Below are 13,912 nucleotides of genomic sequence, written 5' to 3' on the forward strand. Positions count from 1 at the left end.
GCATCGCAACGGGATCAGTAAGCGAAGCGCAGACCGACGCGGTACGCGCGACCCACCACATCGTAGAGGATCGGGTTGGTCTGGAGGCCGCTCGTGCCGACCTGGGCGACGACCGGCGGATCCTTGTCGAAAAGGTTCTCGATCTTGAGGAAGACCTCCATCTTGCTGTGGCCGGCCGCGGGCAGCTTGTAGCCCGCCGCGAAATCGACATAGGCGGCGCCCTTGATCCGGTTGTTGTCGATCTCGACGCCGGACGTCCAATTGTTGTCGTAGACGCCCTTGCTGATCGTCCGCAGCGTGAACAGGCCGGTGAACTTGGCATCGTCATAGCCGAGCGTGACGAACCAGCGCCACTTGGGCGCGTCGGCGGTATTCTGCCCTGCGGCTTCGGTGCGGACGCCGCCGTTGATCGTCGTGCGCTTGGCGATATGCGAGCCGAGCGCGCGCAGCGTCACCGTGCCGGGCATGTCGGCGAAGATGTCGCCCAGCGGCTGGCGGAAGCTTCCTTCGATGTCGAAGCCGTTGGTCTTCAGCTGGGAAAGATTGATCGGCTGGGTGACGACCTGCGTGATCACGCCGCTCGCGTCGCGCTGGATGGCGCTGCACAAGACGGTTTCCCCGCGGAAACAGCGATCGATCGTCTCCTGCGCCAGCAGCGTCGTGATCGCGTCCTTCAGATCGATCTTGTAGTAATCGAACGAGGCCGTGAACTGCCTGAGCCACGACGGCGAATAGACGATTCCGAGGCTCGTCGTATCGGCCTTCTCCGGCAACAGATCGGTGTTGCCGATCGTCAGGCGATTGACGCGATTGCCGGCGAGGTTGCGCGTCGGATCGACGATGTCGTTCCCCTGCGTGTTACCGGCCGCATAGAGTTCCGAAAGGCTGGCGGCGCGGATGTCGCGCGAGCGGACGGCGCGCAGGCGGACGTCGTTGATCGGCTTCCAGGTGAGGCCCGCCTTCCACGTCACGACGCCGCCGCTGGTGGAATAATGCGTGTAGCGGCCTGCGCCGTTGAATTCGAGGCTGCGCAGGAACGGAATGTCCTCCGCCAGCGGCACGACCACCTCCGCGAAGGCCTCCTTCACGTCGTAGCTGCCGTTGGTGCCCTTGAAATTGCCCGTGTAGAAGCCGTTGACCGCCGAGACGGCATCGCCGACGCCGGCGATCTCCTCCTTGCGATATTCGCCACCGGCCGCGAGGCTGACGGGGCCGGCCCACAGGCTGAACGGCTCGCCGCTGATGCTCGCGGCGGCGACATTCTGCTTGAGCGTCAGGTCCTGCGTCGCGGTGCCCTTCACATAGGCGATCGCCGCAGGGCTCGCGACGCCGTAGCCGAACACGTTGAGCGGTACGCAGCCGTCGGTAGGGTTGGTCAGCGTCGACGTGCAGACGATCTGACCGGCCGCATTGCGCGTCGCCTGGATCGCCTGGGCGAAGCGGGCGATATTGGTCGTGTTCCGCAGGACATAGCCGATGTCGGCCTGGCCATATTGATAATAAGCGTCCCACTTCCAATCGCCGAGCACCTTGCCCGAAAGCGCCGCGACGCCGCGATACACCTTGCGCGTCGCCTCGTTATACGGCCGGCCGAGATCGTAGGTCGCATAGCCGTAGCGGAACGTGCTGACGCCCGCCGCGCGCGCCGCCGTCGCCACGGACGCCGGCAAATAGGGGTTGTTCACGGACAGCGTCAGATTGCCCGGGTAGCGCTGATAGGCGGCGATGTTGCCCGTCTGCGAATAGCCGTAGGAGCCCTCGACGCTGAACTCGATATCGTCGGTCAGGTCGTAGCTGACGCGCCCGAAGGCGGAGCCCCGCTTCACCGTCGAATCCAGCGCGATCAGATTGCCCTCGGTGAACGCGTTGCCGCCGACCATCAGCGGATCGGACAAGAACGTGCCGCGCACGAACGGGCTGACCGCGCTGTTGAAGCCGAACTGAGTGTTGCCGATCGCCGCCGCCTGCGCCGCGGTCAGCCCGGTCGGTATGATCACGCCGCCCTGCGCCACGGTCAGGCTGTTGACGTTGCTCGCGATGATCCGCCGCGGCTGGCCGTTGGTGGCCGTATAGGCGGTGTTGGTCAGCAAGTTGGTCTGGTTGAACCATTTGCGCTTGTTGCGATCGATGCCGGCGATGCCCGCCTGATACTGGCCCTCGATGCTCAGCAGCACGTGGCCACGCCCGTCCGCGAAAGGCGCGCCGAAGGCGAGATAGCCGTTGGTGTTGGCATCGTCGCCGCGATCGGTGAGGCCGCCCGCGATCGAGCCCTTCAGCCCCGTATATTTCTTCTGGAGGATGAAGTTGACCACGCCGGCGACCGCGTCCGATCCGTAGGCGGCAGAGGCGCCGCCGGTCACGACATCGACGCGCTCGATCAGGGCGGACGGCAGATTGTTGATGTCGACGGCGTTGGTCGGCGTCGAGGAGACGACGCGGCGGCCATCGAGCAAGACCAAAGTCCGATTGGCGCCCAGCGAACGCAGGTTGAGAGTGTTGAGCCCGTTCGTGCCGGTCGAGGTATTGCCGTTGCCCGTGCGCGTCGTCGAGCTGCCGCTGAGCTGCGGCATCTGGTTGACGAAATCGGCGATATTGGCGGGCGCGGCCTTCTGGATTTCCGCAATGCCGACGACCGTCGTCGGCGTCGGCGCGGCGAAGCCGTTGCGCGTGATGCGCGATCCCGTCACGACGATGTCGCTGGCGATAGCAGCGGACGGAGCGGCCGTCTCGGTAGCGGTCGCCTCGGTAGCGGCCGGTGCTTCGGCGGCTTGCGCGGGGGCTGCGGCGAGGCTTTCGGGCGCGCCAGGCGCGGTCTGGGCCGAAACCCCGGTCGCCGCGAGACCGCAGGAAACCGCGAAAAGTGCGGCGCTTTGCAGCAGGCGCGACCGGCTCGTCGCGCGGAAATGATATCCCACGTCTCTCTCCCAATTATCTTGTCTTGCCGGTCATGACGGCGAGCACCCTCGAGCGCGCTCCGTCGTGACCGGATCATCTCTTCAGTGATCTTGGCGTCACTGTGCGGCGAGGGTAACCGGCGGTCCAATGCTGAACCGGGATTGAGCAATGCAGCGACGGCATGAATGCGATGCCGATCTCGAAGAGACGTGCGCCCTCTCACCGATCTTGTTCGGGATTGTACGAGAAGGTTCCCGCTTTATCTGGATCTTGCCGCGATGCGGCACGATCAATAGCTGAGCGCGCCGTTCTGCTTCTGCGGCGAATTGCGGATATCCTTGGGGGGGTCTTCCGCGAAACGGCCCGCCGCATTGTGCAGCGCGGCATCGACCGGCGGCCCGCTCCACGGAAAGTCCAAAGTCGGCGGATTGGCATAGCGCCGCATCCTGAGCAGCAGCCGGGCGCCCGCGCCCGGCGCGAGCCGGATCGTGAAGCAGCGCGCATTGACGGGCCGCACCGCGCCGCCGTCGGACACGCTCACTATCTGATGCTCGCCATAGGCGCCGCCCTGGATCGTCACGGTCCGACTCTGCGTCGGGCTGCAATTGACAAGCGTCACGCCCGTCGTGTCGGCGGTCATCGTATCGACGAGCGCGCCGACATCGGGCGGCACGCCCGGGCGGCCGGCCTCGGGATCGAAATAGCGCAGCCGCGAGAATTGCAGCGCGCCGCCGACATGCGGCGATTTCTCGGACCAGCCCGGCCGGCCGATATGCGATCCGCCCTGCATCAGCATGATCAGGGCCGACACGCTCGCCGGATTATAATCCATCACCGTATCGACGAAGCGAGTGTCGGGCAGCGACGTGTCCGCCTGTGCCGCCGCCGCCGTCTCGCGGATGTGGCCGAGCGCTTCGCGTAGCACGGTCGCGGGGAAGGCCGGGTTCTTGCCGTCGAGATATTGGAAGAAGGGGTGATCGGGCGCGCGCGCGCGATCCGCGGGCTTCATCGACAGCAGATAGATATCCTGCGCGGCGACCTGCCACTTGGCCGGCTTGAAGCTGTACCAGCCCGTGTCGCCATACATGGTCGGGTACTGCATCTTGCCGTCGATCATCTTGCCGTTGGCGTTGATGCGGTCGGTCATCCGCCGCCACACATCGAGATATTTGTCGTCGCCGGTCAGCAGATAGGCGTTGAAAAAGCCCATGACCGTATAGGGGATGCGGTTGCGATCCTCGGGCTTGCCCGTCATCGGCACGATCGGGCTGAACGACCAGCCATAGGTTCCGCCATACCATTTGCCATCGGCCTCGCCGCCGATCTTGCCGTCGAGGCCGATATTGGTCGGCACGATGTCGTTATTGGCGCGGGCACGTGCGATCCAGGCATCGACATAGTCGACGACCCAGTTCTTATATTTCGGCTCGTGCGCGAGCATGAAGGCGTTGGTCGCGAGGCTCGTCGATTGCAGGTTGAGCGGGCTGTCGCCCGTCGTCTCGGTATAATCCTTGAAATGCGCCAGCATCTGTTCGTAGCTATGCTCGCCGTGCAGCAGCGCGGACGGATCGATCCCGGTCAGGTCGACCGGATCGCCCGCCCAGTCCAGCGCCGTCGCCTTGCGCATCAGCGGGCCGCGGCTGCCGTTGAACAGGCTGCGGATGATCTTGAACTTGGGATCGTAATTCGGCGCGGACGGATCCTCACCCGTGTAGAAGGCCGCGAAGCGGCGGACGCGATCGCGATATTTCTTCGAATAAGGATTGCCCAGCCCGTACAGGTTGAAGACGGACATCCCCTCCCCGTTATGCTGCCAGTCCATCATGACTGGGAATTCCTTGAAGTACATGCCTTCGCGCGCGAACGGCACGTCCTTCGTCTTCGCCAGCGTGAACTGGCGGACATGGCCTTCATAGGCGAGCTCGTAGAGCTGGCGGATCCGCTCGGACGCGCCCAGCTGGTAGAGATGCGGCCAGTCGTTGACGTTCTCGATCGCGTCGTCGGGGCCGTCGTCGCCGCCCCAGCGCTCGATCGCGAGGAAGAAGCCCGTCTGCTGATCGTAATAGCGAGCGAAGAAGGCCTCGCAGGCGGCGGTGTGCGCATCGAGCACCGCGCGCTCCAGCAGCGCCCATTCGGGCGGCGCCATCGGCGTCGCGATCTCCAGCAAGGGCGCCTCGACGGCCGCGGCCGCGAGAGGCGTGACGGCAGCGGAAAGCGCGAGCGCCGTCGTTCCGAGCAGGAAGTCGCGCCGGCTGGTGCCCATCAGTCTCTCCCGATGCCTGCTCGTGTCGAGCTAGGCGTGGGGCGAGGGATAGGACGCGCCGTCCAAGCCGGCCATGCCAAAACCGCTATCGATTGATGCGGCGATTGAATGGCAAGCGATCCCGGTCGCAGTTGGACCGCGCCAAGGCCATGAGGCGCCGTCGCCCCATGGCCTTGCGGTCTCAGTCGGCGATTACTGCGCCGTCCAGCCGCCGTCGACGGGCAGCGCGATGCCGGTCATCTGCGCGGCGGCGTCGCTCGCCAGGAAAGCGGCGAGCTCGCCCATCTGCTCGGGCGTGGCGAACTGCTTGGAAGGCTGCTTCTCGATCAGCAGGTTTTCGGTCGCCTGCTCCACGCTGATGCCGTCGCGAGCGGCATTGGCCTCGATCTGCGCCTGGACGAGCGGTGTGTGCACCCAGCCCGGGCAGATCGAGTTGCAGGTGATGCCGCTGCCGGCATTTTCCAGCGCGACGACCTTGCTCATGCCGATCACGCCATGCTTGGCGGCGACATAGGCGACCTTGTGCGTGCTGCCGATCAGGCCGTGGACCGAGCTGATATTGATGATGCGGCCAAACTTCTTCGCCTGCATGTGCGGCAACGCGGCCTTGATCGCGAAGAAGATGCCGGAGAGGTTGATGGCGATCACCTGGTGCCACTTCTCGTCCGGGAAATCCTGGACGTCGGCGGTGAACTGGATGCCCGCATTGTTGACGAGGATGTCGATCGAACCGAAGCTCGATACGCACAGCTCGACCATCGCCTTCACTTCGTCCGGCTTGGACATGTCGGCGGCGCTATAGACGACCTTTACATTATGCTTGGTCTCGAGATTGACGCGCTCCGCCTCGATCGCGGCCGCATCGCCGAAGCCGGTGATGACGAGGTTCGTGCCCTTCGACGCAAGAACATGCGCAATCCCGAGTCCGATACCGCTCGTCGAGCCAGTAACGATCGCATTCAATCCTTTAAGCATCTGAAATTCCCCCGCTGAACCGGCCTGCGATCGCCGCCGACACCCTATAAGAGCCAGTGAATCGACCTTGCTGTCTTATCTAGCGTGCGGTACGGCAAGCTACCACCGCAAAGTCGAGCATGATCTTGCGGCGTCAGGGGGTGGGACATGGCGACTCAGACAATGACTAGGCCGGGGTCGACCGCCTATACGCCCGGACTGAACAGTAAGAAGATCAATCTCGCGCTTCAGGGCGGCGGCGCGCACGGCGCGTTCGCCTGGGGCGTGCTCGACAAGTTGCTGGAAGACGGCCGCGTCACCTTCGACGCTGTCAGCGCGACGAGTGCGGGCGCGATGAACGCCACCGTGCTCGGCTATGGTCTCACGATCGGCGGCGCGGATGGGGCGCGCGAAGAGCTCGAGAAGTTCTGGAAGAAGATCAGCGACGAAGGCGCCAAGGGTATCCTCAAGCCGTCACTGATCGATCAGATGCTGGGCAATCACAGCCTCGATTACAGCCCCGTCTTCATGGTCATGGATCTGCTGTCGCGGGTCATGAGCCCCTACGAACTCAATCCGATGAACGTGAATCCGCTGCGCAAGGTGCTGGAGGAGTCGGTCGACTTCGAAGTCCTGCGCGAAGGCTGCCCGATCAAGCTGTTCCTGTCGGCGACGAACGTGCGCACCGGCAAGGTCCGCATGTTCGAGAATCACGAGATCGGCCCTGATCAGGTGCTCGCCTCGGGCTGCCTGCCCTTCATGTTCCAGACCGTCGAGATCGATGGCGAGGGCTATTGGGACGGCGGCTATATGGGCAATCCGGCGATCTTCCCGCTGATCTACGGCAGCGAGACGAACGACGTCGTCATCATCCATATCAATCCGCTCAACCGCGACGAGATCCCGAAGACGGCCAAGGACATCCTCAACCGCCTGAACGAGATCAGCTTCAATTCCAGCCTGATGCGCGAGATGCGCGCGATCGCCTTCGTCAGCCATCTGATCGACGATGGTCAGCTCGCCGACGACAAGCATCGCCGGATGCTGATCCATTCGATCCAGGACGAGAAATATATGACGAGCCTGGGCGTCACCAGCAAGCTCAACCCCGACTGGAAGTTCCTGCAGGAGCTTCGCGACGTCGGCCGGGCCTGCGCGACCGCGTGGCTGGACGAGCATCTCGACGATGTCGGCAAGCGGTCGTCGACCGACATCGCATCGTCTTTTCTTTGATCTAGTCTGCTTTCGTGTTTCCAGCCTGGGGGGCCTGCTGACCGATGACGCCTGAAGAAATCCTCAAGCTGCCGTCGATGCCGGCGGTCGCGCCCAGCTATCCGCTCGGGCCGTACCGGTTCATCAACCGCGAATATATGATCATCACCTACGAGACCGATCCGGTCGCGCTGCGCGCGGCGGTGCCGGAGCCGCTCGTGCCAAACGCAGACAATCTCGTCCTCTACGAGTGGATCAAGATGCCCGACAGCTCGGGCTTCGGCGACTATACCGAGAGCGGGATCGTCATCCCCTGCACCTTCAACGGCGAGCCGATCAACTATACCGCGCAAATGTATCTCGACGACGAACCGCCGATCAGCTGCGGCCGCGAGATCTGGGGCTTCCCCAAGAAATATGCGTTCCCCACGCTCACCGTGAACTCCGATACGCTGACGGGCGTCCTCTCTTATGCAGGCCAGGTCGTCGCGATGGGGACGATGACCTACAAGTGGAAGGAGAGCCCCGGCGGGGCCGAGGCGATGGCCAAGGGCATGACCAAGACGTCGTGCAACCTGAAGATCATCCCCGATGTCGATGGCAGCCCCAAGATCTGCCAGCTCGTCGCCTACAATCTCGAGAATATCACCGTGAAGGGCACCTGGGTCGGCAATGCGCGGCTCGAGCTGACGCCGCACGTCAATGCGCCCGTCGCCGATCTGCCGATCCTGCGGATCACGGGCGGCAAGCATTATATCGCCGATCTCTCGCTGCCGCATGGCCGCGTATTGTTCGATTACATCAAAGACGCAGCGGGCTGAGGGGGGCACGGACATGAACAAGCAGGATGTGCTGAAGCTCAGCTCGATGCCGCTCCAGAGCCCGACCTATCCGGAAGGGCCGTACAAATTCTTCGAGCGGCAATATATGATCATCTATTACCGGACCGATCCGGCGATGATCCGCAAATTGCTGCCTGAACCGCTGGAGCCCGATGGCGACACGGTCTCGGTCCAGTGGCTCGATCTGCCCGACGGCGAGGGCTTCGGCGCCTATTCGGCCGCGCTGCAGGCGATCCCGTGCACGTTCAACGGCGAGAAGTGCAACTTCCTTGTCCAGATGTATGTCGATAATTGCCCGCCGCTGGCAGGTGGTCGCGAGATCTGGGGCTATCCGATGAAGTACGGCGCCGCGACGCTGACGACGGCGAGCGATACGCTGACCGGCGTCCTGCTCTATTCGGGGCAGCGTGCCGCCACCGGGACGATGGTCTACAAGCACGAAGTGGTCGGTGACAAGGCCGAGCTGGAGGCGCTGCTCAAGCGCACCCAGGTCACGCTGAAGCTGATCCCCGACATCGATGGCTCGGCGGCGATCGCGCAGCTCGTCGGCATCAACTTCGCCGACATCAAGGTGAAGGGCGCCTGGCGTGGCCGCGCGCAGCTGGAGCTGATCCCGGCGGTCAATTGCCCGATGGCCGATCTGCCCGTGCTCGAGCACAAGGGCGGGCTCCATCTCGTCACCGACATGACGCTGCCTTATGGTCGCGTCCTCCACGATTATCTCGAAGAGGCGGGCGACAAGGCGCGTCCGGCGATCGGGGATTCGGGTCAGGGCGATCTGTCGGGCGGCGGCGATCCTTTGGTGGCCGCCAACTGAAGCGATCTGCGTCGCCGCCGCTCGCGGCGGCGGCGTCCGGCCTTAATCTGCCGCAAGGAGCGATCTCGGCTCCCGGGAGTTAGGCGCCGATACTGACCGTCGAGACGACGAGGAACGCCTCATCGCCGACGCTCCCGTGCGAAGGCCTGATTGTGACGATTGATCGACGGCGTGTCGAAAGCGGCGGGCTCGTCCTGTTCCTCGGCCTTATCACGCTCGGCCTGGGACTCATCGTCTCCAGCTTTGCCGGCGCCTTGCTGTGGGCGGCGCTCGCGGCGCTTCTCTTCCAGCCGATCTATCAGCGGCTGCTCGCCCGCTGGCCTGGTCGCCGCAACCGGGCTGCGGCGGTGACGATGCTGATCTTCACCGTCGCGGTCGTCATCCCCGCGCTGATCGTGGCCAGCCTCGTCGTGGACCAGGCGGCGGGCGTCTATACCCAGATCCGCACCGGCCAGATCAACTTCGCCTCCTATTTCAAGCAGGTCCACGATGCGCTGCCGCTGCGCCTCCAGCATCTGATGGACCGATCGGGCTTCGACAGTTTCGAGCGCGCACAGGCGCAGATCTCGCAGGCGGTGAGCAACAGCGCGACCCTGCTCGCCCGTCAGGCCTTCTCGATCGGCGCCAATGCCGCCGCCTTCGTCCTCGCCTTCGGCGTCGCGCTCTACGTGACCTTCTTCCTGCTGCGCGACGGCGATCGCATCGGCCCGGCGATCCAGCGCGCGCTGCCGCTTGAGCCTGCGGTCGCCGCGCGGCTCGCGGACAAGTTCGTCGCGGTCGTCCGCGCGACGATCAAGGGATCGGGCGTCGTCGCGCTCGTCCAGGGCGCGCTGGGCGCGATCACCTTCTGGATCGTCGGCCTGCCCGCCGCGCTTCTCTGGGGCGTGCTGATGGCGATCGCGGCGCTGCTGCCCGCGATAGGCCCGACGATCATCTGGGCGCCCGTCGCGATCTACCTGCTGGCGACGAGCGCGATCTGGCAGGCGGTGGTCGTGATCCTGTCGGGCGTGTTGGTAATCGGCCTGGTCGACAATATCCTCAGGCCGATGCTCGTCGGCCGCGACACGGGCATTCCCGATTGGCTGGTGCTGGTGACGACGCTCGGCGGGATCGATCTGGTCGGGCTGAGCGGCATCGTCATCGGCCCGCTCGTCGGCGCCCTGTTCATCACCGGCTGGCGCATCCTGACCGAACAGCGCCAGGACAAGGTCGAAGGCCCCGAGCCCCTCACGCCGGCGCCCTGACCGCGCCCGCTACCGTGCCCATCCCGCCGCCGCCGGCTCCAGCGTTTCGAGAAAGGCGGCGGCGCTCGCGCGATAGGCCTCGCGTATCTCGGGCTTCATCCGGTCCCAGTTCGCATACATCTGCACCATCCGCCGATTGCGCCGAAAGCGCCGCTCGTGGCGCGCGAGGAAATCCCAGTAGAGCGCGTTGAACGGGCAGGCATTCGGCCCGGTCTTCTGCTTCACGTCGTAGCGGCAGCGCCCGCAATGATCGGACATGCGATTGATATAGGCGCCGCCGCCAGCATAAGGCTTGGTAGCGAGCCGCCCGCCATCGGCATGCTGGCTCATCCCGATGACGTTGGGCAGCTCAACCCATTCATAGGCATCGGCATAGACGACGAGGAACCAGTCGGCGACGTCCTGCGGCCGCACCCCCGCCAGCATCGCGAAATTGCCGAGCACCATCAGTCGCTGGATATGATGCGCATAGCCATGATCGCGCGTGTTGCGCACCGCTTCGGCCATGCACAGCATGTCGGTCTCGCCGGTCCAGTAGAATTCGGGCAGCGGCCGCGTCGCCTCCAGCGCATTGGCCTGCGCGACCGCGGGCATTTCCAGCCAGTAATAGCCGCGGACATATTCGCGCCAGCCGATGATCTGGCGGATGAAGCCCTCGGCCGCATTCAGCGGCACGTCGCCCGCGGCATAGGCATCGGCCGCCGCCTGCGCGACTTCCAGCGGCGTCAGCAGGCCGAGATTCAAGGCGGGGCTGAGCCAGCTATGGTAGAGCCAGTCCTGCCCGGTCACCATCGCATCCTGATAGGCCCCGAAATCGGGCAAAGCGGTGCGCACGAAATGATCCAGAGCGCGCCGCGCGTCGCCCGCCGTCACCGCGAGGCCGAATTTATCGAGCCGCCCGAAATGCCCGGCGAAGCGCGCCGCGACCATGTCGATCACCTCCTGCGTGATCGCGTCGGGCGCGATGTGCAGCGGCTCGGGATAATTGAGCCCGCGCTTGGGCGGCGCGCGGTTTTCCTGATCGAGATTCCACGTGCCGCCCTCGGGCTTGCCGTCGGCGGTCATCAGCAGGCCCGTCTTGCGGCGCATCTCGCGATAGAAAAATTCCATCACCAGATCATTCCGCGCCTGCGCCCAGGTCTGGAACTCCAGGATGCCGCACACGAAGCGGTCGTCGGGGAGGATCTTCACCGGCAGGCCGAGCGCCCGCTGCCAGCCGTCGATCATCGTCTTGACCCGCCATTCGCCGGATTCGGTGATCCGGATCGCGCTCGCCCCGTGCCGTGCAACCGCGCGCGTGACCTCCCCCGTGAAGCTGCCGCTGTTGGCCGGATCGTCCAGCCGGACATAATCGACCGTCCAGCCCATGCCGCGCAGTTCCTCGGCAAAGTGGCGCATCGCCGAGAAGATCAGCGCGATCTTGCGCTTGTGATGCCGGACGTAGGTCGTCTCGTCCGCCACCTCCATCAGCAGCACCACCGCATCGGCGCGATCGACGTCGCGCAGCGAAGCGAGATCATGGGAAAGCTGGTCGCCGAGGACGGGGATGAGGATCGTCATAGGCACCGCCAACGCGCGCGAGGCGGGTTCGTCCCCGCCGACATGATTTCCCCGCTGTCGTCGCGGGGCGGGCATGTTATGTTCCGATGATGAGCGCCACGATGCCGCTGCCGGCAGCCATCCCGATCCCGCCCGACACCGACCCGACGCTCCCGGACTTCGTGGTGGTGGACGTCGAGACCGCCTGCTCGCGCGTCAGCAGCATCTGCCAGATCGGCATCGTCGGCTTTCGCGCCGGGATCGAGGTTTTCGCCTACGAGACATTGGTCGATCCGCGCGACGATTTCTCGCCGTTCAACACGCGCATCCACGGGATCAGCTGCGATCATGTCGTCGGCAAGCCGAGCTTCGATCACATCCATGCGATCGTCGACAGCCATCTCTCCGGCCGCATCACCGTCGCGCATTCCTATTTCGACAAGGGCGCGCTCGCGGCCGCCTGCCGGGTGCATGATCGCCCGGCGATCGAGACGCGCTGGCTCGATAGCGTGCGCGTCGCCAAACGCGCCTGGCCCGATCTGCCGAGCCACCGCCTCAACGTGCTGACCAAGTTCCTCGGCGTCCGCCACAAGCATCATGACGCGCTGAGCGACGCGCGCGCCGCCGGCATAGTGATCGTCCGCGCGATCGACCATACCGGCATCGATCTCGCCGGCTGGATGACGCCGGCCAATGCGCGCGGCGGCCCCGCTCCCAAGCCTGCGGCGGACGGGCCGCTCAAGGGCCAGCGCGCCGCGATCCTCGGCGCCCCGCGCGATGGCCCCCTCGCCCGCTGGCTGGCGGACGCCGGCGCGCGCGTCGTCGCCTCGGTCGGCCCCACCTCGAACCTGCTCGTCGTCAGCCGCGATCAGCCGTTCGGGCGCTATGTCGCGGCCAGCGCCGCGCATCGCCGCGCGGAAGAACTGAACCGCGCCGGCGCCTACATCGAGATCGTCGAGGAAGAGGAGCTTCGAGCCCGGATCGGCGCCGCCCCGACGCTATCGGACGAGCACGCCCCTCATGGCGGCATCGTGGATCACCTCGAAGGGCGCGCCGCCGCCTTGGGATAGTGCGTCGTGAGGCCGGTGCGCATATTGGTCACGGCAATCGCGCCATCGCGGCCGATCGCAAGGCGCAGCGGGTGCATCGCATCCGCCCCGTCGGGATTGGCGATCTGCCCGGCCCGGGCATTGTCGCCTGGACTGCGCGTCGCGAAATGGACTTGCCAGATGCCCCGCACGTAAGGCGCTGCCTTCGCGAAGGCCAGGGATGCCTGGTCCGCACCCTTGGCCGCGCCATTGTTGAAGACGATCACCGACGGCTTCACCGTATCGAGCAGAAGCGGACTGCCCGCATTGTCCGTCCCGTGATTGTCGGCGATCATCAGATCGACCGGCCCGATCAGGTCGCGCGGGCAGACGAGCCGATCCTCGATGATGCGCGTCGTGTCACCCAAAGCGAGGATGCGCGCCTTGCCCCACGCCAACAGAGTCCCCAGCGAGCGCGGATTCTCGTCGGTGCCGATGTCGGTGCCGCGCGTAGCGGCCGCACACCCGACACCCGGACCGCCAGCGCCCGGCAGCGACCGATTAAGGATCGCGCCGTCGCTGTCGATCGCGGTGACGCTCAGCCCGTCGATCGTCAGCACGTGGCCCGGCCGCATCACGCGATGCGGCTTGCCGGCGATCGCCGCGACATAGCCGGCATAGAGCTCCGCCGGCTGATAGCCGCTCCGGTTGGCGGGCGGATCGCCCACCGCCGGCTGGCGATTGGGGCCGTGATCGACAAATGCTCCGATCGGGAAGGCGCCGATCAGCTCGCGCGCGCCGCCGAGATGATCGGCGTGGTAATGCGTCAGCAGCAGATGATCGATCCGCGACAGGCCTTCGCGCTTCGCCGCGGCGACGATCCGCTGCGCGCTGGTTCCGCTGCCCGCCGCCGCCGGCTTCCCCCCGCCGCTCAGCGCCGCAGGCCAGCCGGTATCGATCAGCAGCGAGTGGCCCTCGGGCGTGACGATCAAGGTCGCCGCCCCGCCCTCGACATCGATGAAGACGATGCGCAGCGCACCGCGATCCGCCGCCGGCGTGGGCGATGCGCAGACGCCGCAGATCGCTAATGCGAAGACGAGGTGCTTCATCGCGCGCTC

10 protein-coding genes are annotated in these 13,912 nt (G+C 65.4%); 5 read left to right on the top strand and 5 right to left on the bottom strand.

Annotated elements, in window-relative coordinates:
• Window positions 1-14: 14 nt before the first annotated feature.
• From Q4F19_RS11555 to Q4F19_RS11565, 3 genes are all read right to left on the bottom strand, one after another.
• The gene (locus Q4F19_RS11555) at window positions 15-2,915 is read right to left on the bottom strand and encodes a TonB-dependent receptor domain-containing protein (protein ID WP_303542671.1); all 2,901 of its coding nucleotides are present in this window, start codon (window positions 2,913-2,915) and stop codon (window positions 15-17) included.
• Window positions 2,916-3,184: 269 nt separating this feature from the next.
• A complete protein-coding gene (locus tag Q4F19_RS11560; RefSeq protein WP_303542673.1) occupies window positions 3,185-5,158 on the bottom strand; it encodes a hypothetical protein in 1,974 nt (657 codons plus the stop codon).
• A gap of 192 nt (window positions 5,159-5,350) precedes the next feature.
• Window positions 5,351-6,133, bottom strand: a complete 783-nt coding sequence (locus Q4F19_RS11565; protein ID WP_303542675.1) for a 3-hydroxybutyrate dehydrogenase — start codon at window positions 6,131-6,133, stop codon at window positions 5,351-5,353.
• 147 nt (window positions 6,134-6,280) lie between these two features.
• On the opposite strand from Q4F19_RS11565, the gene Q4F19_RS11570 reads away from it, so the two are divergent.
• From Q4F19_RS11570 to Q4F19_RS11585, 4 genes are all read left to right on the top strand, one after another.
• Window positions 6,281-7,345, top strand: coding sequence for a patatin-like phospholipase family protein (locus Q4F19_RS11570; RefSeq protein WP_303542677.1), 1,065 nt, complete (start codon window positions 6,281-6,283; stop codon window positions 7,343-7,345).
• 44 nt (window positions 7,346-7,389) lie between these two features.
• Window positions 7,390-8,145: an acetoacetate decarboxylase gene (locus tag Q4F19_RS11575; RefSeq protein ID WP_303542679.1), complete on the top strand. Its 756-nt coding sequence runs from the start codon at window positions 7,390-7,392 to the stop codon at window positions 8,143-8,145.
• Between the two features lie 13 nt (window positions 8,146-8,158).
• The gene (locus Q4F19_RS11580; protein WP_303542681.1) at window positions 8,159-8,983 is read left to right on the top strand and encodes an acetoacetate decarboxylase; all 825 of its coding nucleotides are present in this window, start codon (window positions 8,159-8,161) and stop codon (window positions 8,981-8,983) included.
• A gap of 152 nt (window positions 8,984-9,135) precedes the next feature.
• The gene (locus Q4F19_RS11585; RefSeq protein WP_303542683.1) at window positions 9,136-10,227 is read left to right on the top strand and encodes an AI-2E family transporter; all 1,092 of its coding nucleotides are present in this window, start codon (window positions 9,136-9,138) and stop codon (window positions 10,225-10,227) included.
• Between the two features lie 9 nt (window positions 10,228-10,236).
• On the opposite strand, the gene Q4F19_RS11590 is transcribed toward Q4F19_RS11585, so the two are convergent.
• Window positions 10,237-11,787: a cryptochrome/photolyase family protein gene (locus tag Q4F19_RS11590; protein WP_303542685.1), complete on the bottom strand. Its 1,551-nt coding sequence runs from the start codon at window positions 11,785-11,787 to the stop codon at window positions 10,237-10,239.
• A gap of 89 nt (window positions 11,788-11,876) precedes the next feature.
• On the opposite strand from Q4F19_RS11590, the gene Q4F19_RS11595 reads away from it, so the two are divergent.
• Window positions 11,877-12,836, top strand: a complete 960-nt coding sequence (locus Q4F19_RS11595; protein WP_303542687.1) for an exonuclease domain-containing protein — start codon at window positions 11,877-11,879, stop codon at window positions 12,834-12,836.
• On the opposite strand, the gene Q4F19_RS11600 is transcribed toward Q4F19_RS11595, so the two are convergent.
• Window positions 12,803-13,903 carry a ComEC/Rec2 family competence protein gene (locus tag Q4F19_RS11600; RefSeq protein ID WP_303542689.1) on the bottom strand — a complete coding sequence of 367 codons (1,101 nt, stop codon included), beginning with the start codon at window positions 13,901-13,903 and terminating at the stop codon, window positions 12,803-12,805. The genes Q4F19_RS11595 and Q4F19_RS11600 overlap by 34 nt on opposite strands.
• Between the last annotated feature and the right edge of the window lie 9 nt (window positions 13,904-13,912).

Origin of the sequence: Sphingomonas natans, assembly GCF_030546695.1 — a bacterium.
GTDB lineage: Bacteria > Pseudomonadota > Alphaproteobacteria > Sphingomonadales > Sphingomonadaceae > Sphingomonas_I > Sphingomonas_I natans.

Excerpts from the sequence above, each read along its gene's own strand:
- Q4F19_RS11595 (WP_303542687.1), top strand. The coding sequence starts at position 11,877 with ATGAGCGCCACGATGCCGCTGCCGGCAGCCATCCCGATCCCGCCCGAC.
- Q4F19_RS11600 (WP_303542689.1), bottom strand. The coding sequence starts at position 13,903 with ATGAAGCACCTCGTCTTCGCATTAGCGATCTGCGGCGTCTGCGCATCG.
- Q4F19_RS11580 (WP_303542681.1), top strand. The coding sequence starts at position 8,159 with ATGAACAAGCAGGATGTGCTGAAGCTCAGCTCGATGCCGCTCCAGAGC.
- Q4F19_RS11570 (WP_303542677.1), top strand. The coding sequence starts at position 6,281 with ATGGCGACTCAGACAATGACTAGGCCGGGGTCGACCGCCTATACGCCC.
- Q4F19_RS11560 (WP_303542673.1), bottom strand. The coding sequence starts at position 5,158 with ATGGGCACCAGCCGGCGCGACTTCCTGCTCGGAACGACGGCGCTCGCG.
- Q4F19_RS11590 (WP_303542685.1), bottom strand. The coding sequence starts at position 11,787 with ATGACGATCCTCATCCCCGTCCTCGGCGACCAGCTTTCCCATGATCTC.
- Q4F19_RS11575 (WP_303542679.1), top strand. The coding sequence starts at position 7,390 with ATGACGCCTGAAGAAATCCTCAAGCTGCCGTCGATGCCGGCGGTCGCG.
- Q4F19_RS11565 (WP_303542675.1), bottom strand. The coding sequence starts at position 6,133 with ATGCTTAAAGGATTGAATGCGATCGTTACTGGCTCGACGAGCGGTATC.